This is a genomic window from Aeromicrobium sp. Sec7.5 (genome assembly GCF_036867135.1).
Classification (GTDB): domain Bacteria; phylum Actinomycetota; class Actinomycetes; order Propionibacteriales; family Nocardioidaceae; genus Aeromicrobium.
Window position 1 is genome coordinate 43,245 of sequence record NZ_JBAJIJ010000001.1, and the last position, 22,934, is coordinate 66,178.

The following is a 22,934-nucleotide window of genomic DNA, read 5'->3' on the forward strand; positions in this document are numbered from 1 at the left end:
GACACCCATGGCGATGCAGCACTCGTCGGCCTTCGGGTCGTGGTTGCTCGGCCCCGCCGACCAGGGGTCCCGACGCCTCCGGGTCCGGGTGCAGCTCCTGCTGACCGTCCTGCTCGTGGTCACCAACGTCATCGGCGCGGTCATCGTCGCGGCCCTCACGCTCGTGATCGTCCCCGGCGAGGACGTCAACCGGGAGTTCGGCATCGCGATGGCCATCGCCACGCCGACGTACGTGCTGGTCGCGGTGCTGTTCGGCGCCACGTACGGCACGGTCAGCGCGATCCGCGGACTGCGGTGGGCGCTCAACGACGAGGAGCCGTCCGACGAGGAGCGGCAGGCGGCGCTGCGCCTGCCGTGGCGGCTCAGCGCGATGCAGGCGGTGCTCTGGGCCGTCGCCGCGGTCCTCTACCCGATCCTGGCGATCGCCTACCAGCCGCGCGCCGTCATCAGCGTCGCGTTCGCGGTCGTGATCGCCGGCCTGGTGGTCACCACGATCGCGTACCTGATCGCCGAGTTCATCCTGCGGCCCGTCGCGGCGCGTGCGCTCGACGGCAAGGAGGACCTGCGTCGCGGGCGCATGGGCGTGCAGCGTCGGATGCTGATCTTCTGGGGACTCGGCACCGCTGCCCCGACCCTGGGTCTCGTGGTCGGCGCGATCGTCGTCCTGACCTCGCCGCAGGCCCGCACGACCCAGTTCGCGATCGTCGTGCTGGGGCTGTCCGGCATCATCCTCGCCTTCGGCCTGCTCGTGACCGACCTGACCGCGCGCTCGGTCGTCAACCCCCTGCAGTCGGTCACCGACGCCCTCACCCGCGTGCGCGACGGCGACTACGACGTCGCCGTGGTCGTGTACGACGGCACCGAGCTCGGCACGCTCCAGGCAGGGTTCAACGACATGGCCCAGGGGCTCCGCGAGCGCGAGGTCATTCGCGACATGTTCGGCCGGCACGTCGGGCGCGAGGTCGCCGAGGCGGCGGCCCGCGGCGAGGTCGAGCTCGGCGGGGAGACCCGCGTCGTGTCGGTGCTGTTCGTCGACCTCGTGTCGTCCACGACCTACGCCACCGAGCACTCGCCGGCCGAGGTCGTCGGCGTGCTCAACCGGTTCTTCGGGGTCGTCGTCGAGGAGGTCGACCGCCACAAGGGCCTGGTCAACAAGTTCATGGGTGACGCGGTGCTCGCGATCTTCGGCGCACCCGTCGCCGACGACGACCACGCGGCGCAGGCCCTCGCGGCGGCGCGGGCCATGGCCGAGCGGCTCACGGCTGAGGTGCCCGAGGTCGGAGCCGGCATCGGGGTGGCCACCGGCGAGGTCGTCGCGGGCAACATCGGCGACGAGTCGCGCTTCGAGTACACCGTGATCGGCGACGCCGTGAACTCCGCGTCGCGCCTGACCGACCTCGCCAAGGAGGTCACCGGCCACGTGCTGGTCATGCAGGCCTCGGTCGAGGCCGCCGGCGACGCCGAGCCCGACGAGGCGAAGCGCTGGGTCACCTCCGACCCCGTCACGCTCCGCGGCCGCACCGACCCCACCCCCGTCGCGATCCTCGCCTCCGCCCCCGAGGCCTGACGTTCCGCTCGCGAGAGAGTTTATTGGTGGTCACGAGAGACTTTGTTGGTGGTCAGGAGTGACTTTGTTGGTCCACAGCCGCCAACAAAGTCTCTCCTGTGCACACACAAAGTCTCTCGCGAGCGGCACTTAACGCAGGCGGGTGATCTCGACCCCGACGGAGAGGTCGGACACGCCGTCGGTCGCGTAGATGCCGCGCAGCGGCGGGGCGTCGGCGTAGTCACGCCCGCGCGCCACCACCACGTGACGCCCCGCGGGGGCGACGTCGTTGGTGGGGTCCCAGCCGATCCACTCGCCGTCGAACCACTCGATCCACGCGTGCGACTCGCCCTCCACGGTCTCGCCGACCTGCGGGTCGGACGAGGGATGCAGGTAGCCCGAGAGGTAGCGCGCCGGGATGCCCGCGACGCGAAGCACGCCCACCATCAGGTGCGCGAAGTCCTGGCAGACACCGGACCGCGCGGCCCAGGCGTCCGTCGCCGTGGAGTCGACCGTGGTGGTGCCCGGCAGGTAGGCGAGCGAGGCGTGCAGGAACCGACCGACCGCGACGGCGAAGTCGCTCGGGGTCGCCGACTCCGCACGCAGGGGCTCGAGCTCCGCGAGCAGCTCGCTCGGCGGGTTCGTCCAGGGCGAGGCCATCAGGAACTCGCACCACTCGTCGGCCAGGCCGTCGAGCTCGTCCCAGGTCGTGCCGGCCGGAACCGGGGTGGAGCCCGACGTCTCGACCGTCGACGTGGCGACGACCTCGAGCTGGTCGTGGTCCTCGTGCACCTCGAAGGCCGTGACGGTGGAGCCCCAGTAGTCGCGGAACTCGAACGTCCACGGGCTCGGACTGATCTCGAGCCGTGAGCGCAGCAGCGTCTGGTCACTCGTCGTGAGGGGGGTCATCCGCGCCTCGTTGTACGACGCGGTGGCACCCTCGGAGTACGCGTAGCCGGTGGTGTGGCGGATCCGCAGCTGCAGCGCCCGCGACACCTGGGACTGGTTCTGACCCTGGGACTGCCACTGGGTCGGGGACTCGGACTGCGACTGGGTCTGGGTCTGGTCGTTCTCGTTCACAGGGTCACTCCCTCGCTCCACACGCGGGACTCCGCGAGCGAGAAGTAGCGCGAGGTCACGGCCTCGCTGGCCGCCGCGCAGCTGCGCTGCAGACGTTCCATCTCGGTCGGCAGGTCGTAGACGATCTCGGCGAGCGGACGGTACTCCAGCTCGGTGCGCGCCCGGCCCAGGAGTCGCAGTCCCTCGTCGCTGAAGCCCGAGCGCTGACCGCCGGCCTCCAGGGTCGAGAGCGCCTTCTCCGCCTCGACGAGCGCCGAGACGACCGAGCGCGGGAACCAGCGGTCGAGCAGCAGGAACTCCGCCGCCAGGCTGTCGGCCTCGACGCCGCGGTACGCGCGGATGAACGCCTCGTACGCGCCGCACGCGCGCAGCGTCGTGGGCCAGGCCAGCTGGGTCTCGCCCGCCAACGATGCGGTGGACAGCAGCCGCGCGGTCATGTCGACCCGTTCGATGCTGCGGCCCAGGACGAAGAACTGCCAGCCCTCGTCACGGGTCATGGTGGAGTCGGCGATGCCGGCGATCATCGCGGTGCGGTTGCGGACCCACGCGAACATGTCGGTCGAGCGCATCGCGCGTGCCGAGGGGAGCCCTCGCCACATCGTGTTGATCGCCGCCCACATGTCGGTCGACAAGGTCTCGCGCGCGCCCCGGGCGTTCTCCCGCGCGGCGTCGACGGTGGAGGCGATCGAGGAGTACGAGTCGGGGTTGTGGGCCAGCAGGTCGAGGACCGTCCAGCGGTTCACGACCGACGGCAGCTCCTCGACGCCCATGACCTTGAGCAGCTGACGGCACGAGTGCTCCTCGTCGACCATCGGGTCCTCCACGAGCACCTGCAGCTCGACGTCGAGGATGCGCGCGGTGTCGTCGGCACGCTCGAGGTAGCGACCGATCCAGAACAGCGACTCGGCGATCCGGCTGAGCATCACACCACCTGCCCGTCGATCGTGGGGGCGCCTTGGGTCTGGGCGCCCTGGGTCTGGGTCTGGGCGCCCTGGGCCTGCGACTGCAGCTGGGCGACGCCCGACCGCGGCTTGTCCTTGCGCGTCTTGTCGCGGCGGGAGACCTCGGGCTCCTCGATCGCGACCTCGTCGAGCGGATCGGGATCGACGAGCGGATCGGCCAGGACCCAGGTGTCCTTCGAGCCACCGCCGCGGCTGGAGTTGACGATCAGCTCACCCTCCGGGAGGGCGACCCGGGTCAGGCCGCCCGGGAGCACGTGGACGTCGTCGCCGGTGTTGACCGCGAACGGACGCAGGTCGACGTGTCGCGGGCGGATGCCCTGCTCGACGAGCGTCGGCACGGTCGAGAGGGAGATGACCGGCTGGGCGATCCAGGCGCGCGGGTCGGCGTGGATCTTGGCGCGGAGCTCGTCGAGCTCGGCCGGGGAGGCCGCGGGGCCGATCACGATGCCCTTGCCGCCGGACCCGTCGACCGGCTTCAGCACGAGCTCGTCGAGCCGGTCGAGGACCTCCTCGCGCTGCTCGGCCTCACCCATGCGCCACGTGTCGACGTTGCGCAGGATCGGCTCCTCGCTCAGGTAGTACCGGATCAGGTCGGGCACGTAGGTGTAGAGCAGCTTGTCGTCGGCGACGCCGTTGCCGATCGCGTTGGCGATCGTGACGTTGCCGGCGCGGGCCGCCGTGACCAGCCCCGGCACACCGAGCATGGAGTCGGGCCGGAACTGGGCGGGGTCGATGAAGTCGTCGTCGATGCGCCGGTAGATGACGTGCACCGGCTCGAGGCCGCGGGTCGTGCGCATCAGCACGCGCCCGCCCTGGCACACGAGGTCGCGCGGCTCCACGAGCTCGACGCCCATCGTGCGAGCCAGCAGGGTGTGCTCGAAGTACGCCGAGTTGTAGACGCCCGGGGTGAGCACCACGACCGTGGGGTCGCTGACGCCGGCCGGCGAGGCGGCCCGCAGGCCCGCGAGCAGGTTGCGCGAGTACTGCTGCACCGGACGGATCCGGTGGTCGGCGAAGACCTCCGGCAGGGCACCGGAGAGCGCCCGGCGGTTGGTCATGACGTACGAGACGCCCGAAGGCACGCGCACGTTGTCCTCGAGCACGCGGAAGTTGCCCTCGCCGTCGCGGATCAGGTCGACGCCGGCCACGTGGACCCGCACACCGTTCGCGGGCTCGAGTCCGGCGACGACCCGGTGGTAGTGCGGCGAGGTGACGACGGTTTCACGGGGAACGACGCCGTCGTTGAACAGCTCGCCTGGGCCGTAGACGTCGGCCAGGAAGGCCTCCAGCGCCTTGACGCGCTGCTGCACCCCGAGGTCGACGTGTCGCCAGTCGGCGGCCTCGATCACGCGGGGCACGATGTCGAGCGGGAAGGGCCGTTCCTCGCCGGCCACGCCGAACGTGACGCCCTGGTCGAGGTACGACGACGCGAGGGCATCGGCTCGCACCCGGATCTCGTCGTCGCCCATCGAGCGGAAGGCCTCGTGGATGGCGCCGTACTCGTCGCGGACGGCCGGTCCGCTGACAGGTCCGGCGTACATCTCGTCGAAGCCGACCATCGGGCCGTAGTCGTCGAAGAGACTCGTCTCGTTCACTCGCGCCACCCTAGGTCCGGTTCGTGTCAGACGTGTTTCCCAGCCCTCCACGTCTACCGGAGATGTGGTCGCGCCGCATCCGGCACGGGGGCGGCGAAGGCCCGGCGGGGGTGCCGGGCCACGGGCGGCGAAGGCCCGGCGGGGGTGCCGGGCCACGGGCGGCATCGAGGAGAGCGCCTGCAACGGCAGCGAAGTCGACATGCGAAGTTCATCCCCCTCCGTGCGGGATGCGTCTACTCTTGGCCTCGGAGAGGCCCACGATGTCCGAAGCCCACGTGCTGGTGCTCAACGCCAGCTACGAACCGCTGCAACGCGTGTCCCTGCGACACGCCATCAAGATGCTCGTGCGGCAGGTCGCGGTCATCGAGGAGGAGGCCGGCGGCACGTACGGCCCGTTCCCCCGGCCGAAGGTGCTGCGGCTCGTCCGATACGTCGTGACGCGCTGGATGTACCGCCGCTCCGAGCTGTGCACCAAGACGGCGATCAAGGCCCGCGACAAGGCCTGCGCGTACTGCGGTGGCCACGCCGACACGGTCGACCACATCATTCCGCGCAGCCGTGGCGGCATGCTCACGTGGGACAACGCCGTCGCCGCCTGCCTGCGCTGCAACCACCGCAAGGCCGACCGCACCCCGGCCGAGGCCGGGATGCCGCTGCTCATCGTGCCCCGGCGCCCCACGCACTTCACGCACGACGTCGCGTCCTGACCCCGGGCCGGCGTCTACAGGCGCAACCAGGCGAGCACGGCCAGGACCCGGCGGTTGTCGTCGGGCTCGACCGGCAGGGCGAGCTTGGTGAAGATGCTGCTGGTGTGCTTCACGACGGCCTTCTCGCTGACGTGCAGCCGGTCCGCGATGGCCGCGTTCGACCGGCCCTCGGCCATCAGCTCGAGCACCGAGCGCTCGCGCGGTGTGAGCTGGTCGACCGGCTCGGTCCGCTGCCGTGCCATGACTGCGGCGATGACCTGAGGGTCGATCACGGTCCCGCCCTCGAGCACCCGTCGGACCCCGTCGACGAACTCGCCGATGTCCGCGACCCGGTCCTTGAGCAGGTAGCCGATCGCACCGTCGCCGCTGCTCAGGAGCTCGCGGGCGTAGAGCTGTTCGACGTGCTGCGACAGCACCATGACCGGGAACCCGGGGCGCACGCCGCGAACGGCGACCGCGGCCCGCAGCCCCTCGTCGGTGTGGGTCGGCGGCATGCGCACGTCGAGCACCGCTCCGTCGACCTGTGGATCGGCCAGCGCCTCGCCCAAGTCGTCGGCGTGCTCGATCGCGGCCGCGATCGTGAAGCCTCGCGACTCGAGCAGTCGGATCAGGCCGTCCCGGAGGAGGGCGTTGTCCTCGGCGACGACGAGCCGCACGGCACCTCCAGCGTGATCAGGGTCGGCCCCCCGGCGGGACTGCTCAACCTCATCGTGCCGTCAAAGGCGCTCAGTCGACCGGCGACCCCCCGCAGCCCGGTGCCGGCATCCGGGTCCGCACCGCCGATGCCGTCGTCGCCGACCACGAGCGTGAGCACGTCGTCAGCGACCCCGACGGTGACCCACGCGTGCTCGGCAGCAGCGTGCTTGACCAGGTTCGCCAGGCACTCGGTCGCCGCGAAGTAGGCCGCCGACTCGATCGGCTCCGGGAGCCGCTCGTCGAGCGAGCTCTGCACCGTCACCGGCATCGCGAGGTCCAGCGCGAGCGCCTGGAGCGCGCCGGTCAGCCCCCGGTCGGACAGCACGGGCGGATGGATGCCCTGCACCACGTGGCGGATGTCGCCAAGGACCGCGGCCGTGGTCTCGCGGGCCTCACCGACCATCCGGACGGCCGCCTGCGGATCGTGCGCGAACGTCTCCTCGGCCAGGCCGAGGGTCATGCCCAGCGCCACCAGGCGGGCTTGGGCTCCGTCGTGCAGGTCGCGCTCGACCCTGCGCAGCTCGGCGCTGGCGTGGTCGACGGCCGCGGAGCGCGACTCGGTGAGCACCTCGACCCGCTCCTCGAGCCGCTCGGAGTGGCCCTTGCTGAGGAACCAGCGGTCCAGCGTCGCGCGCGCCCACATCAGGTGCGGCGTGCCGAACCACCAGATCAGCCCGGTGACCACGAGCACCAGCAGGAGCACCGTCAGCAGGGAGAGCAGGAAGCCCAGCGGCGCCCCCACGAGCGCCCAGCCGATCTCGCGCCACGTCATGGGGTCGCGGGCCCAGGTCAGGGTGCGCCGCAGGGCCGACTGCCCGTCGGTGGGTCGGTGGTCGGCCGGCACGGGATGGCCCAGGACCCGCGCCGCCATCGAGCGATGCCGGTCCGCGAGCCAGCGCAGGGCCGGGAGGCTGACGAGCAGGGTCGGCACGCCGACCGTGACGATCGCCAGCACCCCACTGAGCGCCGTGAGCACCACGACGACCACCACGAGCGGGAACAGGACCAGCTGCGCGGCGGCGAAGCCGGTCAGGCGCCAGGGTCCGGCAGAGGTCGACACGGACCCATCCTGACGGGTCGTCGGCGACCACACCGTGGGCCTAGGTCCACCACGGCCGGGGACCTGGCCGTCCTGACGGCGGCCCGGCCCGGCCCGCACGGTGGTGGTGGCCGGCGCGGCACTCGACTCCGGGCCCCGACCTTCGAGGAGCACCGATGTCCCACTCCGTCATCCACATGGCCGAGGCGTCCGCCCGGTGGAGCGCGCGTCATCCCTGGCGGGCGGTGGCGAGCTGGTTGCTACTGGTCGGTGCCGCGATCGTGCTGCTCATGGTCGTGCCGACCTCCACGGTCCAGGAGGACGACTACTGGCAGGGCGAGTCGGGCCGGGCCTCGCAGATGTCGCGCGACGCCGGGCTCGAGCCGCCGCCGACCGAGTCGGTCCTGATCGTCGGCGATCGCGACGAGGCGTCCCAGATGCAGCAGGCGGCTGCCGAGGTCGCCGACCGGATGATCGCGCTGGACGGCGTCGCCGACGTCGGCGACGCCGTCTCGAACGCCGATCGCACGGCGATCCTGGTGGAGGTGGTGCTGGCCGATCCCGAGACGGACGTGGCACCGCTGCAGGCGGTGACGGCTCGGGTGGCCGCCGACCATCCGGACCTCGAGGTCGAGCAGGCCGGTGCCGGCAGCATCGACGACGCGGTCGGCGACCTCGTCGCCGAGGACCTGCGGTCGGCGGAGGTGACCAGCATCCCGGTGACCCTGGTCCTGATGCTGGTCGCCTTCGGGGCCTTGGTCGCGGCCGGTATCCCGGTGCTCCTGGCGATCGGCAGCGTCATCACGACGATCGGTCTCATGGCGCCGTTGTCGCACCTGGTTCCGGCCGAAGAATCCGTGACCAGCATGATCGTGCTGATCGGCATGGCCGTGGGTGTCGACTACTCCCTGTTCTTCCTCAAGCGCGAACGCGAGGAACGGGCCGCCGGTCGCAGCAGCGTCGACGCGGTCGAGATCGCCGCCGCCACCTCCGGACACTCGATCCTGGTCTCCGGAGGCGCCGTGATCGCCGCGATGACCGGCCTGTTCATCGTCGGCGGCGCGACCTTCACCTCCTTGGCGACCGGCGCGGTCGTCGTGGTCGCGGTCGCGGTGCTCGGCTCCATCAGCGTGCTGCCGGCCGTGCTCGTGCTGCTGGGCCCGCGCGTGGACCGCCCGCGGGTCCCGCTGCTGTGGCGACTCAACCGGCGCACCGGGCCGGGCGCCATCAGCCGTCACGTGCTCGACCCGGTCGTGCGCCGACCGGGCGTGTCCACGGTCCTGGCACTGGTACTGCTCGGGGCGCTGGCGGCACCGACCCTCGGGATGAAGATCGGCTCGGGCGGTCTCGAGACCCTGCCGGGGAGCATCGCCGAGGTGCAGACGATCACGCAGATCTCCACGGCCTTCCCCGGCCAGATGCTGACCGTCGACGTGCTGGCCCGGGGATCGGACCCGGATGCCGTGCGGGAAGGGCTGCGCGACCTCGAGGACGCAGCGATCCGCGCCGACGACGGTCTCGTGGCCGCGCCGGGCGAGTCGATCCGTCCGTCGGCCGACGGACGCACGGCGATGCTCACCCTGGGCATCGACCGCCCGGAGGACTCCGACGACGCCGACGCGGCGGTCCGGACGCTGCGCGAGCAGCTGGCGCCGGAGCACCTCGCCGGGAGCACCGACGAGTACGCCGTGGGGGGAACCGCGGGCACCGACTACGACGCCGTCCACCGGTTGACCGACCGCATGCCGTTCGTGATCGCCTACGTCCTGCTGCTGACCCTGGTGATCATGGGCCTGACGTTCCGCAGCGGGGTGATCGCGCTGCTGTCGGCCGGTCTCAACCTGCTCTCGGTCGGCGTCGCGTTCGGGGTCATGACCTTGGTCTTCCAGCACGGCTGGGCGAGCGAGCTGATGGACTTCTCAGCGCCCGGCTACCTCATCGAGTGGGTGCCACTGTTCGTCATGGTGGTCCTGGTCGGGCTCTCGATGGACTACCACGTGTTCGTGCTGAGCCGGGTGCGCGAGCACGTGGCAGCGGGCCTGCCGAGCCGGCTGGCGGTGCAGCGCGGCGTCATGGACACCGCAGGTGTCGTGACCAGCGCCGCGGCGGTCATGGTCGCGGTGTTCTCGATCTTCGCCGTGCTCTCGATGATGGAGCTGAAGATGCTGGGGGTGGGGCTGGCGGTGGCCATCCTGGTCGATGCCACCGTGATCCGGCTCGTGGCCCTGCCAGCGATCCTGATGCTGCTGGGCGACCGGGCGTGGAGGCGGGTCCTGGCCACGGCACCGCGCGACGAGCTCGTCGCCGTGGAGGCCGAGCGTGAGGACCTGGTCACGGCAGCCCGCTAGGTGATGGAGTCGCGCCAGCGACCGATGGCGACCGGAGCCACGGGGAACTGCGGCTCAGAGACCCACGGACTCGTAGATGTCCTCGACCGCGTCGAGGTAACGGCCCTCATCGGTCGCGGCGAGCTCCTGGACCTGGATGACCCTCGGCTGGACCTGGGCGGCGACCTCGTCGTAGCGGGCCCGCCACTTCTCGGCCTCGATCTGCCAGTAGCCGCACGTGTAGAAGTCGCTCTGCGGCCAGCCGAGCGTGCGGCGCAGGTGCTTGCGCACCGAGCGGCTGGCGCGGGCCTCGCCCGCGAACCACACGTAGCGACCATCGTCGGACGCGCCCGGCAACGGGACCTCGAGCACCGCGCGCTCCAGCGCCTCGGTCACGTCGACGTCGCGATCGACGACGATCCACTCCAGATCGACGTCGGCCGGGCTCGGCAGCGCGACGGCGTCGGCCGCATCGGTCAGGACGCCCACGGCGCGCACACGCTGGCCCGGCCGCAGTCCGCGCAGGATCCGCGCCATCGCCGGGACCCCGGTGAGGTCGGCGACGAGCAGCTGCCACGCGACGTCCTTCGGCGCGGCGTACAGGCCCTTCGGGTCGAGCAGCCCCACCTCGTCGCCCGGCCGGCACTCGCGCGCCCACGTCGCGCCCGGGCCCTCGTCGTGGAGGGCGATGCCGAGGTCGATCTCGGCGGTGCGCGATCCATCCGGGCCGTCGACGAGGCGGTGGTCGGAGATCGTGTAGACGCGCCAGATCGGCGGCTCGGTGCCCTCGGGCTGGGTGATCTCCCAGTCGTCGCTGACGGTCGGCAGCACGAGCGGATGACCCTCGGGGGCCAGGAGCACCCGCAGGTACTCGTCGGGCACACCCGTGAACGGGTAGTCGCCGTCGAGCTCGACGGTGACGGTGACCAGATGGGGGCTCAGGACACGGCGCCTGCTGACGCGCGCGGAGTGGACCTGCATGACGTCCTCACGGTGGGGTGCTCGGTGAGGGAAACCTTACCTTCCTTCACCGAGCCTGCCCACCGCGATCACGTCACCCCTTCGACGTACAGCGGCCGGCTTCTGGTTTGGACGTCGTCGGCAATGGAGTCCATGCGCCCCCACGGTCAATGCATTCAGACGCTGTGACGTTCTGAATCACCGACCCCGCGGGCGGATTCGTCGGCGTTGTGGGCGTCGGGCTCGGGTCGACACAGTCCGGGAACGTTCCGGTCTGGCCGGAGTCCTCGCACGTGAGCGGCACGCAGGTGAAACCCGTTCCGTCGAGCTTCTGGGTGTTCGGGTCGCACTGCGGCACGGGCCGCGGCACGCACCCGCTCTGGTCGCCGTTGAGCTGCTCGGTCGGGCCACAGCTGGGCGGCGCCGGCGTGAAGACCTCGCCCTTGTCGCTGTCGATGTTGGCCGGCTTCGCGAACGTGCCGCAGTCGTCGGGGTCGACGGCCTCGTTCATGAACGCCTTGAACGTCTGGGCCGGGTACGCGCCACCGAAGGCCGGTCGCAGGAATCCGTCGAGCTCGTCGTTGCCGTCGCCGCGGTTGTACATCACGGCCGTGGCGAGCTTCGGCGTCGCGCCGACGAACCACACCGCCGAGGTGAAGGTGTCGCCGTCGGGACCGGCCGTCGCGGTGCCGGTCTTGCCCGCGGTGGGGCACACCGTGCGACCCGCCGTACCGGTGCCGCCGCTGCCCGTGACGCCCTGCAGCGCCGCCACCGTGTCGGCCGCGACGTCGGACGGCACGGCCTGCTCGGTCTCGTTGGTGCGCTCGTAGAGCACCGATCCCTCGGCGCTGCTGACCTTCTGCACGACGTACCACTCGGCCTTGTTGCCGCCGGCCACGACCGTGGCGTACGAGTTGGCCATGTCGATCGGGGACACGGGGAAGAATCCGAGCGGAGTGACCGCCACGGGGGTGATCCCCTCGACCGCGGACTCCGGGATGCCCGCCTGCACGGCGGCGTCGAGGATCTTCTGCGCCCCGACGCTCACGTCACCACCGTCACTCATCTGCACCGTGAGGTCGATGAAGGCCGTGTTGACGGACTTCGCCGTGGCTCTCTCCAGGTCGAGCGTGCCGTAGGAGGCGCCGCCGGAGTCGCCGGCGTTCTTCACCGATCCGCCGCCGATCTTGTACGGGGTGTTGCCGTTGAGCTTGGTCTTGAGGCTGTAGCCGTCCTCGAGCGCCGCGATCACCGCGAACATCTTGAACGTGGACCCGGGCTGGGTCTTGGCCGTGGCCCAGTTGAACTGGTCGATCAGGAAGTCGGGGCCTCCGTACAGCGCCTTGACCGCACCCGTTCCCGGCTCGACCGAGGCCAGCCCGGCGTGGAGGCCCTCCGGGGTGTCCAGGGGATCGGGCGAGACCTCGTTGACCGCGTCGACGGCCGCCTGCTGCAGCCGCGCGTCGAACGTCGTGACGATCCTCAGGCCGCCGCCCTGCACCTGCGAGTCGTTGAACTCCTGCTTGGCCATGTCGTTCTCGACCATCTTCAGCAGGTACCCGTTGGGGCCGGCGTAGCGGTTGTTGACGGTGAGCGGGGAGAACGCCGGCAGGACGCCCGTGAACTGGTCGGCCTCCTCGGCGGTGATCGCCCCGGACTTCTCCATGCCGTCGATGACGTAGTCGTAGCGGGGCAGGAGGCGCTCGTCGCGCGCTTCGGTCTCGGCCTGGCACTCGGCGCTGGCGCCGTCGGCCAGACAGGCCGGCGTGTACGGGTCGTAGAACGTGGGGCTGTTGATGACCGTGGCCAGGTAGGCCGACTCCGGGACCGTCAGCTCGCTGACGTCCTTGCCGAAGTAGGTCTTCGCGGCGACCTGCACGCCGTACGCGCCGTTGCCGTAGTAGACGGTGTTCAGGTAGCCCTCGAGGATCTCGGACTTGCTGAGCTGGTTGTGGATCTTGAGCGACAGGACCGCTTCCTTGAGCTTGCGCGTGTAGGTGCGCTCCTGCGTCAAGTAGAGGATCTTGACGTACTGCTGGGTGATCGTGGAGGCGCCACCCTCGATGCGACCGCTCGTGGTGTTGTCGCGCAGCGCCCGGATGATGCCCTTGAAGTCGATGCCCCGGTTGCTGTAGAACGACCGGTCCTCGGCGGCGATGACGGCCGCCTGCATTGAGGCGGGGACCTGGTCGAGGTCGACGTTCTCGCGGTCCTGCTCGGCGAACTCCCCGAGCTCGGTCGTGCCGTCCGAGAAGTAGACCTTGGTGGTCTGCGTCTGGAACTCGGCGTTCGGATCGGGGATGTCGATCGAGCGGTAGATGATGAAGAACGCAAGGGCGCCCGTGGCGAATCCCGCCACCGCGAGGAACGCGAACCACCGGAGGGTCTTGACCCACCAGGCGCGACCCTCGCCGCCGATCGAGCGGGAGACCGCGAAGAGTCCGCCACGCTTCTCGGTCCGCTTGGCGGACCGCCGTGCACCGCTGCCCTTGTCGCTACTCGCCACGAGCGGGCACCTCCATCCTTCGTCAGGCCACCGCCCGAAAGCCCGGTTGGTCGCGATGATCCGCTCAAGTGTGCCTGTTGGGACCACGCTCACCAAACCTGTGGGTGACGGCGGGGCGACTGGGGGGCGGCGGTGACATGGACGTCACACGGCGTCGGTGGTGTGACTAATCGTCGTTTCGATGTATCGTTCCGATATATCCATCCCACGTATCGAAGGTTGACATGGCACGGCGCGGCGCGGCACTCGAGCTGGCGGTCCTCGGACTGCTGCACGACTCGCCCATGCACGGGTACGAGCTGCGCAAGCAGCTCATCGCCCTGCTCGGGTGGGGTCGAGTCCTGTCCTACGGCACGCTGTACCCCTGCCTGAAGACGCTGGTGCGCCAGGGCCTCATCATCGCCGACGACGATCCGGAGGCCGCCATCCGTGGCCGCCGCAACCGCATCGCGTACCGGCTGACGGCGGAGGGCAAGGAGTACTTCGCCCACGTCATGGAGGAGTCCGGCCCAGCCACGTGGGACGACGAGAACTTCGGTGTCCGGTTCGCGTTCTTCGCGCGCACCGACGCACCGACGCGGGTCCGCATCCTCGAGGGTCGACGCAGTCGGCTCCAGGAGCGGCTCGAGAACGTCCGTGACGCTTCCCTTCGGGGTCGGCGTAGCTCGGACAACTACACGCGAGAGCTCCAGCGCCACGGCCTGGAGTCGGTCGAACGCGAGGTCGAGTGGTTGAGCGAGCTCATCGATCGCGAGCGTGCAGGCGGATACTCGGCCTCCGGCGACGACACCGGCGACCCCGACCCGACCAGCCAGACAGCATGACCCCGAGCACAGGCAACACGAGAGATACGGCAGAAGGAGAACCCATGGGTTCGGTACGCGTGGCAATTGTGGGCGTGGGCAACTGCGCCACGTCCTTGATCGAGGGCGTCGAGTACTACAAGGACGCTGATCCGGCGGGCACCGTGCCCGGCCTGATGCACGTCCAGTTCGGTGAGTACCACGTCAAGGACGTCGAGTTCGTCGCCGCGTTCGACGTCGACGCGAAGAAGGTCGGCTTCGACCTCGCCGACGCGATCCGCAGCAGCGAGAACAACACGATCAAGATCACCGACGTCCCGCCGACCGGCATCACGGTCCAGCGTGGGCCGACGCTCGACGGTCTCGGCAAGTACTACCGCGAGACGATCGAGGAGTCCGACGCCTCGCCGGTCGACGTCGTCCAGGTCCTCAAGGACACGCAGGCCGACGTCATCGTGTCCTACCTCCCGGTGGGCTCCGAGGACGCCGACAAGTTCTACGCGCAGTGCGCGATCGACGCGGGCGTCGCCTTCGTCAACGCGCTGCCCGTCTTCATCGCCTCCGACCCCGAGTGGGCCAAGAAGTTCGAGGACGCCGGCGTCCCGATCATCGGCGACGACATCAAGAGCCAGGTCGGCGCCACGATCACGCACCGCGTCATGGCGAAGCTGTTCGAGGACCGCGGCGTCGCGCTGGACCGCACGTACCAGCTCAACGTCGGCGGCAACATGGACTTCAAGAACATGCTCGAGCGTGAGCGTCTGGAGTCGAAGAAGGTCTCCAAGACCCAGGCCGTCACGTCGAACCTCACCGGTTCGCTCTCGGGCAAGGTGCACGACAAGAACGTGCACATCGGCCCGTCGGACTACGTGGCCTGGCTCGACGACCGCAAGTGGGCGTACGTCCGCCTCGAGGGTCGCGCCTTCGGCGACGCCCCCATCAACCTGGAGTACAAGCTCGAGGTCTGGGACTCGCCCAACTCGGCCGGCATCATCATCGACGCCATCCGTGCGGCGAAGATCGCCAAGGACCGCGGCATCGGCGGCGCTCTGCTGAGCGCCTCGTCGTACCTGATGAAGAGCCCGCCGGAGCAGCGTCCGGACGACCTCGGTCGTCTGAAGCTGGAGGCGTTCATCGCGGGCACCGAGGAGCGCTGAGCCTGCGCTCACCGCTCTGACCGACGAGGGCCGGATCCCCACCTGGGGGTCCGGCCCTCGCGTCATGCTCCGCTGGTTGAGGTGCGAGTGCCCGCAAGGGCGCGAGCCTCGAAACCACCGCGAGATGACGGCACCCATGCCCAAGCGCGGTTTCGAGGCTCGTCGCCGAGGGCTCCTCGCACCTCAACCACCGGTGGCGTGATTCGCCGGGGCCACCTAGTGCTGGCGCGGCTCCAGGCCGAGCGCGGCGCAGGCACGGTCGTGGAGTGCGACGACCTCGCGCCGGATCTGTGGGCGCTCGGTGATCGGCTCGCTCCAGGGCACGCGCACCTCGGTCGCGACGCCGCCCACCACCGCCGCGAACGTGCCGGCGTCGCCGTCGAGGCCCGTCATGGTGGCCGACTCGGCGTCGGGCTGCCCGAACGCGCGGACGATCACCAGGGCGTCGTCAGTGTGGTCGTCATTCATGTGCGCGAGCACCGCCTCGATCACGGCGGGCTCGAAGGTGTGGGGCACGGCCGGCAGCCTAGTGGTCCGCCGCCGGATCGCCCTGCGCGACGACGGGCCCGAGGGCGAGGAACGTCTCCGCCAGCGTCACCACCAGCACCGGACGCTCGACCTCGAGGTGTCCGTCCAGCCAGGCACTGATGACCTGGGCGACGCCTCCGACGAGCAGCTCCGCCGCGACGTGGACGGGAGCGGACTCCCGCAGCTCCACACGGCCGCTCGTCTCCGCACCGACCAGGCTCACGAACATCCGGGTCGACCTGAGACGACGCTCCGCGATCTCCGGCACGGCGGCGAGCGCCGGCGAGAACAGGAGGCGCCCGCGGGACGGGTCGGCCGCGATGAGGTCGACCAGGGCCGTCATTCCGCGGTGGACCGCAGCCCGGTTGTCGGTGCCGAGGTCGCCGAGCGCAGTGGTGGTGTCGACCGTGATCGCCGCGATGCACTCGTCGTACACCGCGCGTGCCAGGTCGCCGGCGTCGGCGAAGCTCTCGTAGAAGTAGCGCGGCGTGAGACCGGCGGCGCGGCAGACGCCGCGCACCGAGAAGCCCCCCGGGCCCTCGGGCGCGGTCAACAGGTGGCGACCGACGCTCAGCAGGCGTGCCCGGCGCTCGTCGCGGCGGTCGGCCCCCGGCCGTCCGCCGTAGGTACGCAGCTGGTCCACCTTCGCATCCTGACACGGATGTCGCGGTGGCGAGGGCGAGCCGGAATCACCGGCTTTTCACCGACCACCCCCAGGCGTAGCCTCCCTGTTCGTGGAGACCTACCTGACGTTCCTGCTGTTCGCGACCGTGATCGCCGCGGCACCTGGACCCGACACCTTCCTCACCCTGCGTGCGAGCGTCGTGGGCGGTCGACGCCGCGGCCTGGTCACGATGGGCGGGATCACGATCGCCGGCGCCCTGCAGGGCGTCCTCGCGGCCACGGGTCTCGGCGCCGTGCTCGCGGCGTCCGAGCCGGTGTTCCTGACGATCCGGTGGGCCGGCGTCGCCTACCTGACCTGGCTCGGCGTCACGGCGCTGCGCGACGCGCTCCGGCGCGACGGATCGGTCTGGGCCGTGGCCGGTGACGCACCTCGCGTGCGGGCCCGGGCCGCCTTCCGGCAGGGCTTCATCTGCAACATCACGAACCCGAAGGTCCTGGCGTTCAACATCGCGGTGCTGCCGCAGTTCGTCAGCGACGGCCAAGGACTCCCGGCGCTGCTCGCCTACGCCATGACTCTCGTCGTCGTGGGAGCCGTCGTACTCCTGACCGTCGTCCAGCTCGGCTCGATCGCGGCCCGCCACCTCACCCGGCCCCGGGTGCGCCGCAGCGTCGACGGCGCGACGGGCGTCGTCATGCTGGGCTTCGCGACGGCGCTCGCCGTCGAGGCCTGAAACCCCACGGGGAACACCCCGCCCCTTGAGGTGCGAGGAACGAGCCTCGAAAGGGGTACCTCAGCCCAGCACCTGACCGAGGTTTCGAGGCTCGCGCCGCAGGCGGCACTCACACCTCAACCACCGGGAGTGCGGACCCACCGGTGGTTGAGGTGCGAACGCCCTCTGGGGCGTAAGCCTCGAAGCCTCGGTCACCTCGACCCGAACCTGACCGCGGAAGCGGGCAGCACAACGTCAGTCCCGGGCGGCGGACCAGGCCCGGAGGGCCTCAGTGGCGTGCTCCTCGGACATCGGGCCGCGGTCCATCCGCAGGTCCAGCAGGAAGCGGTACGCCTCGCCCACCTCGCGGCCGGGCCCGATCCCGAGGATCGCCATGATCTGCGTGCCGTCGAGGTCGGGCCGGATCGCGTCGAGCTCCTCCTGCCCGCGGAGCACCTCGATCCGCTGCTCGAGCTCGTCGTACGTGCGCTGCAGACGCGCTGCCTTGCGGGCGTTGCGGGTCGTGCAGTCGGCCCGCGTGAGGACGTGCAGGCGGTCGAGCTGGTCCCCGGCGTCGCGGACGTACCGGCGCACCGCCGCGTCGGTCCACTCGCCCGAGCCGTAGCCGTGGAAGCGCAGGTGCAGCTCGACGAGGTCGGCGACCTGGTCGATCACGTCGTTGCTGTACCGCAGCTCCTTGAGGCGCTTGCGCGTCATCTTGGCGCCGACCACGTCGTGGTGGTGGAACGTCACGGTGCCGCCGCTGTGGAACTTGCGGGTGCGGGGCTTGCCGATGTCGTGGAGCAGCGCGGCCAGACGGATCACCAGGTCGGGCTGCGCGTCGAGGCGCTGCTCGAGCGCGATCGCCTGCTCCAGCACCGTCAGGGAGTGCTCGTAGACGTCCTTGTGCCGGTGGTGCTCGTCATCGGTCAGGCGCAGCGCCGGCAGCTCGGGGAGCACGCGATCGGCCAACCCCGTGTCGACCAGGAGCCGCAGGCCCTCGACGGGGTCCGCCGCGCACAGCGTCTTGTCGAGCTCGTCGCGCACGCGCTCCGCGGAGACGATCTCGATCCGGTCGGCCTGTCGGGTCATCGCCGCCACGACGTCGGGATCGGCGTCGAAGCCGAGCTGGGCGACGAAGCGGGCCGCGCGCATCATGCGAAGCGGGTCGTCGTCGAAGGACTGCTCCGCGGTGACGGGCGTCGTGAGTCGGCGCTCGGCCAGCGCGGTGCGCCCGTCGTAGGGGTCGACGAGCTCGGCCGTGGCGAGCACGACCGCCATCGCGTTGACCGTGAAGTCACGGCGTGAGAGGTCGCCGACCAAGGTGTCGCCGAAGGCCACGACCGGCTTGCGCGAGCCGGGCTCGTACGCGTCGCTGCGGTACGTCGTGATCTCGATCTGGTCGTCGCCCTTGCGCAGACCGATCGTGCCGAACTCGCGGCCGACGTCCCAGACCGCGTCGGCCCAGCCCTTGACGACCTGCTCGATCTGCTCGGGGCGGGCCGACGTGGCGAGGTCGAGGTCGTTGACCGGTCGGCCCAGCAGCGCGTCGCGCACGGGGCCGCCGACCAGGGCGATCTCGTGGCCGTGCTCCGCGAACAGCTCACCGAGCCGCGTCAGCACCGGGTGCTGGTGCAGCAGCTCCGTCGAGCGGGCGGAAGGCCCGGCCGGGGTGCCGGGCTCAGGGCGGCCGGAAGGCACTGCAGGGGTGGGCGACACGGTGCCAGAGTCTACGTCGCGGCCTCCCGTCGACCGTCACCCCTAACATGGTCCGGTGAGCCGCCCCCGATCAGCGCGTCCGACGCCGCGCGTGATCGCCGTCGCGGCGGCCTGGCTGGTCGCCCTCCTGCTGGTTCCCGTCGCGCCGGTGAACGCCGCCACGGACCCGGACGTCGCCGTCACGATCGACACCCTCACCCCCGGCGTGCTCGTGCCGGGCGAGCCCCTGACCATCAGCGGCACGGTCCGCAACGACGACGCCGTGACGTGGACCTCCACCCAGGCCTACGCCTCGATCGCGCGCCAGCCGGACCGGACCCGGGCCGACCTGCTCGACACGATCGCGAGAGGCACCGGGTTCTCGGGCTCCCGCATCGTGGATCTCGAGACGATCGCCGATCTGGGTGAGCTGGAGCCCGGCGAGTCCGTCGGGTTCTCCATCACGGTCCCCTGGGCCGACCTCGACATCTCCTCGAACGCCGGGGTGCGCACGCTGGGGGTGCAGGTGCTCGGCACCGCGCCCGACGGCAGCCGGTCGACGACCCCCATCGGCCGTGCCGCCACGGTGGTCACCGTCGGCACAGCGGGAGCGCCGACGGCCGTGCCCGGCGGGCTCGCCGTGACCCTCGCCTCGCCGGTCGGCCGCGACGCCTCAGGTGGCCCGACCGGCCTCGACGACCTCGCCGCCCAGGTGGGTCCGTCAGGATCGCTGCGCCGGTCGCTGGACCTGGCGCGGAGCCTTCCGGCCGGTACTGCGACCCTCGTGCTCGACCCCCAGCTGGCGGAGGTCGTCGCGCGGCTCACCGACGAGGACACCGCGCCCGGCGCCGACGACCTCGCCTCCCTCGGCCTCGAGGAGCTGGACCTCGAGCGGCTCACGTCGTTCGGCGCCGATCTCGACGCGGCCACGGCGGCGCTCCCCACGGTGCTGCTCGGCTACGGGGGGCCCGACGTGACGGCCTTGACCACGGCCGCCGGGGGTGCCCCGCTCGGCGATGTCGTGAGCGCGGTGACGGACCGGGTCGTCGAGGGCCTCGAGCTGCCCGGCTCCCGGGCCACCTGGGTGCCCACGGGCGGACTCGACGCCGAGGTCGTGCGCCGGATCGGTGCCGAGCAGCCGCTGCTCGTCGACGTCACCGACCTCGCGGACTGGGAGGAACAGGACGGTTCGGTCGTGAGCCTGGAGTCGATGGACGTCGACGCCGCCGCACTCGTGCGACGCGACCTGTCGGGTTCCCTGCCGGGCGAGTCCACGGCCGCGACGGTCCGCCAGCAGCTGCTCGCGGAGCGCGACTTCGCGCTGCGCGACCGCGATGGCGACCCCGCGTCGCGCGCCGATGCCGTCGTCGTGACTCCCGCCGGCTGGGACCCGGGGCCGGCCTGGCGGATGGCCGACGTGGCCGGTCTGTGGAACTCGGGGCTCCTGTCGCTCCCGACGTCCGACCTGGCCACCCCACCGGCAGACCTCGCCGAGCTCGGCGTGCCGGCCCAGGCGATGGCCGACACCTCCGTCGTCGACGCGGTCCGGGAGATGCAGGTCGTGTCGGAACGCGTCGCCTCCATCTCGACCGACGAGTCGGGCGCGCGGTCCGACGAGCTCCTGATGGCCGACCTGCTCGGCATCACCTGGCGCTCCGACCCCACCACCGCGATCGCCATCGCGGACGAGCGCCGGGCGGCCCTGGAGTCCGACCTCGCACGGCCGGCGATCGAGGGGCCGCCCAGCTTCCTGCTCGCCGGTCGGGAGGGTCAGGTACCGGTCACGATCGACAACCCCACGAACAACCCGATCCGTGTGGGCATCCGGGTCACCTCGACGAACCCGCAGCTGCAGGTCGACGACGTCGCCCCGGTCGATGTCCCGGCCGCCTCGCGCTCGACTGTCACGATCCCGCTCGACGTCGGACAGCAGAGCACGACGTCGCTCACCGCTCAGCTGGTCACTCCGGACGGCGACCTGATCGGCGCGGTCGCCCGGTTCAACGTTCGGTCGAGCAACACCAGCACGATCATCTGGATCGGCATGGGGGTGGCGAGCGCCCTGCTGGTGCTGGCGGTGGCCCGGCGGCTGTGGAAGCGCTCGCGTGGCAAGGGCGGACCCGGGTTAGCCGCCGCGCCAGCACCCTCGCCCGACGACCCGCCCGACGACCCGCCGGTCGACCTCCCGCCCGCGGACGCACCCCCGGCGGACCCCCCGAACGACGAGGCGCCGATCCCCGAGACCTCGGACGGCTCGGTCGCGCCGACAGCCGAGTCGCGGGTCGAGACGCCCGCCCCAGCCCCAGCCTCCGATCCGGAGGCCCAGCCCGAGCGTGCCCGGGTCGACCAGGCCTCGAGCACCGACGTCACGCGCGCGAGCGCCTGGATGGCCCTGGGCACGCTGGTCTCCCGCATCACCGGGTTCCTCCGAGCCCTGCTGCTCATCTGGGCGATCGGCACCCAGCTCAACGGCGACATCTTCAACAGCGCGAACACCGTCCCGAACGCGCTCTACATCCTGGTGGCCGGCGGCGTCTTCAACGTCGTGCTGGTGCCGCAGCTCGTCCGCACGATGCGCACCGACTCCGACGGGGGCGAGGCGTACGCCAACCGGGTGATCACGCTCGGGCTGCTGGTGCTCGGCGCCGCCACCGTGGTGCTGATGCTCGCGGCACCGCTGCTCGTGCGGCTGGTGTTCGACTCCCTGCTGTTCACCGAGCAGTTCGACGACCAGCGCGCCTCGGCCCTGTGGCTCATGTACCTGTGCCTGCCGCAGGTCTTCTTCTACGGCGCCTTCGTGCTCGTGGGCCAGGTGCTCAACGCCCGTGGCCGGTTCGGCCCCATGATGTGGGCGCCGATCATCAACAACGTCGTCGCGTGCGTGGCCCTGGTCGGGTACATGGTGATGTTCGGCCGCGAGGGCGGCGACGACGGGTTCACGGTCGGCGAGTCCCTCGTGCTCGGCATCGGCTCCACGCTCGGCATCGTCGCGCAGGCCGCGGTGCTGATCCCCTACCTCCGGGCCGCCGGCTTCCACTACCGGCCCCGGTTCGACTTCCGCGGTGTCGGTCTGAGCCACACGTTGAAGCTCGGCGCCTGGACGCTCGCCACGATCGTGGTCAACCAGGTCGCGTTCATCGTGGTCAACCGACTCGGCACGGCCGGCAACCTGCAAGGCGCCTCGAACGACGAGACGAGCTCCGGATCCGCGGTCTACAGCCTCGGCTACATCGTCAGCCAGGTGCCGCACGGCGTCATCACGGTCTCGCTCGCCACCGCGATCATGCCGACCCTCGCCTCACTCGCGCTGGCCCGTGACTACTCCCGCTTCCTCGAGACGCTCGCCGAGACGATGCGCACGGCCCTGGTCCTGCTGGTGCCCGTCGCGGTCGCGATCGCCTGCCTCGGGCACGACCTGGCGCGCAGCATCTCGCTCGGTGCCGCCAGCAACGGGGCGGGAGCGATCGGCAACACGATCGTCGCGCTGGCCCCCGCCGTCGTGGTCTACAGCCTGATGTTCCTGCTGATCAGGGCGTTCTACGCCGACGAGGACACCCGCGTGCCCTTCGTCGTGCAGAGCATCGTGGCGGTCACCAACGTGGCGCTGGCGATCACCTTGACGCGCGCGGTGACGCCCGAGCACGTGGCTCCGGCCCTGGGTGCCGCGTTGAGCTCGGCGTACCTCGTCGGCGCGCTGATCGCTCTCGTGTGGGTGCGCCGCCGCTTCGGCCCCGTCGTCGACGCCTCGTTGCTGGCCTTCCTCCTGCGCCTCACCCTGGCGTGTGCCGGCAGCGCAGCCGCGATGCTGCTGGCTCGCGAGGCCCTGCTCGGGATCGGCATCGACTCCAGGGGTCCGGCGGACAGCGTCGTCCGGCTCCTCGTGTCCGGTGCCCTCGGGGCCGGGGTGTACCTGCTCGCGGCGCGACTCGCCCGAATGGAGGAGCTGCAACGCCTGGGCTCCGTGATCAGGTCGCGCCGCTAGACTCGGGCCCGAAA

At 71.0% G+C, this 22,934-nt stretch carries 17 protein-coding genes; 7 read left to right on the top strand and 10 right to left on the bottom strand.

All coding sequences use genetic code 11. The features are described 5' to 3' along the window. Positions 1-7 precede the first annotated feature (7 nt). Complete coding sequence (locus tag V6S66_RS00245; protein ID WP_334204775.1) at positions 8-1,567, top strand: adenylate/guanylate cyclase domain-containing protein; 1,560 nt, start codon at positions 8-10, stop codon at positions 1,565-1,567. Positions 1,568-1,696: 129 nt separating this feature from the next. Here V6S66_RS00245 and V6S66_RS00250 read toward each other — a convergent pair whose 3' ends face one another. The 3 genes from V6S66_RS00250 to V6S66_RS00260 are packed head-to-tail and all read right to left on the bottom strand — an operon-like array spanning position 1,697 to position 5,183. Then, entirely contained in the window at positions 1,697-2,626 is a 930-nt protein-coding gene (locus tag V6S66_RS00250; RefSeq protein ID WP_334204776.1) for a transglutaminase family protein, read from the bottom strand. Then, on the bottom strand, positions 2,623-3,549 hold the full coding sequence (locus V6S66_RS00255; protein WP_334204777.1) for an alpha-E domain-containing protein: 927 nt from the start codon (positions 3,547-3,549) through the stop codon (positions 2,623-2,625). The genes V6S66_RS00250 and V6S66_RS00255 overlap by 4 nt, the downstream gene beginning before the upstream one ends. Beyond that, positions 3,549-5,183, bottom strand: a complete 1,635-nt coding sequence (locus V6S66_RS00260) for a circularly permuted type 2 ATP-grasp protein (protein WP_334204778.1) — start codon at positions 5,181-5,183, stop codon at positions 3,549-3,551. The genes V6S66_RS00255 and V6S66_RS00260 overlap by 1 nt, the downstream gene beginning before the upstream one ends. A gap of 260 nt (positions 5,184-5,443) precedes the next feature. Here V6S66_RS00260 and V6S66_RS00265 point away from each other — a divergent pair, with 260 nt between their 5' ends. Continuing rightward, complete coding sequence (locus V6S66_RS00265; protein WP_334204779.1) at positions 5,444-5,890, top strand: HNH endonuclease; 447 nt, start codon at positions 5,444-5,446, stop codon at positions 5,888-5,890. 14 nt (positions 5,891-5,904) lie between these two features. Here the strand turns inward: V6S66_RS00265 and V6S66_RS00270 are convergent, their stop codons facing one another. After that, positions 5,905-6,546, bottom strand: a complete 642-nt coding sequence (locus V6S66_RS00270; RefSeq protein ID WP_334204780.1) for a response regulator transcription factor — start codon at positions 6,544-6,546, stop codon at positions 5,905-5,907. Further along, on the bottom strand, positions 6,498-7,646 hold the full coding sequence (locus tag V6S66_RS00275) for a sensor histidine kinase (protein ID WP_334204781.1): 1,149 nt from the start codon (positions 7,644-7,646) through the stop codon (positions 6,498-6,500). The genes V6S66_RS00270 and V6S66_RS00275 overlap by 49 nt, the downstream gene beginning before the upstream one ends. 155 nt (positions 7,647-7,801) lie before the next feature. Between V6S66_RS00275 and V6S66_RS00280 the strand changes: the two genes are divergently transcribed. Then, complete coding sequence (locus tag V6S66_RS00280) at positions 7,802-9,973, top strand: MMPL family transporter (protein WP_334204782.1); 2,172 nt, start codon at positions 7,802-7,804, stop codon at positions 9,971-9,973. A 54-nt stretch (positions 9,974-10,027) separates the two neighbouring features. Here the strand turns inward: V6S66_RS00280 and V6S66_RS00285 are convergent, their stop codons facing one another. Next, a complete protein-coding gene (locus V6S66_RS00285; protein ID WP_334204783.1) occupies positions 10,028-10,933 on the bottom strand; it encodes a siderophore-interacting protein in 906 nt (301 codons plus the stop codon). A 73-nt stretch (positions 10,934-11,006) separates the two neighbouring features. Next, positions 11,007-13,418 carry a transglycosylase domain-containing protein gene (locus V6S66_RS00290; protein ID WP_334204784.1) on the bottom strand — a complete coding sequence of 804 codons (2,412 nt, stop codon included), beginning with the start codon at positions 13,416-13,418 and terminating at the stop codon, positions 11,007-11,009. Positions 13,419-13,642: 224 nt separating this feature from the next. Between V6S66_RS00290 and V6S66_RS00295 the strand changes: the two genes are divergently transcribed. Both V6S66_RS00295 and V6S66_RS00300 read left to right on the top strand, forming a co-directional pair. Then, positions 13,643-14,242, top strand: coding sequence for a PadR family transcriptional regulator (locus V6S66_RS00295; protein WP_334204785.1), 600 nt, complete (start codon positions 13,643-13,645; stop codon positions 14,240-14,242). A gap of 44 nt (positions 14,243-14,286) precedes the next feature. Next, complete coding sequence (locus tag V6S66_RS00300; RefSeq protein WP_334204786.1) at positions 14,287-15,378, top strand: inositol-3-phosphate synthase; 1,092 nt, start codon at positions 14,287-14,289, stop codon at positions 15,376-15,378. Between the two features lie 216 nt (positions 15,379-15,594). Here V6S66_RS00300 and V6S66_RS00305 read toward each other — a convergent pair whose 3' ends face one another. Continuing rightward, positions 15,595-15,894, bottom strand: a complete 300-nt coding sequence (locus V6S66_RS00305) for a DUF2470 domain-containing protein (protein WP_334204787.1) — start codon at positions 15,892-15,894, stop codon at positions 15,595-15,597. Between the two features lie 10 nt (positions 15,895-15,904). Further along, complete coding sequence (locus tag V6S66_RS00310) at positions 15,905-16,549, bottom strand: TetR/AcrR family transcriptional regulator (RefSeq protein ID WP_334204788.1); 645 nt, start codon at positions 16,547-16,549, stop codon at positions 15,905-15,907. Positions 16,550-16,640: 91 nt separating this feature from the next. Between V6S66_RS00310 and V6S66_RS00315 the strand changes: the two genes are divergently transcribed. Next, positions 16,641-17,261 (top strand): LysE family translocator, encoded by a 621-nt coding sequence (locus V6S66_RS00315; RefSeq protein ID WP_334204789.1) that lies wholly within the window; start codon positions 16,641-16,643, stop codon positions 17,259-17,261. A gap of 234 nt (positions 17,262-17,495) precedes the next feature. Here the strand turns inward: V6S66_RS00315 and V6S66_RS00320 are convergent, their stop codons facing one another. Then, entirely contained in the window at positions 17,496-18,941 is a 1,446-nt protein-coding gene (locus tag V6S66_RS00320) for a CCA tRNA nucleotidyltransferase (RefSeq protein ID WP_442885908.1), read from the bottom strand. 73 nt (positions 18,942-19,014) lie between these two features. Between V6S66_RS00320 and murJ the strand changes: the two genes are divergently transcribed. Beyond that, a complete protein-coding gene (gene murJ, locus V6S66_RS00325) occupies positions 19,015-22,920 on the top strand; it encodes a murein biosynthesis integral membrane protein MurJ (protein ID WP_334204791.1) in 3,906 nt (1,301 codons plus the stop codon). Positions 22,921-22,934 lie beyond the last annotated feature (14 nt).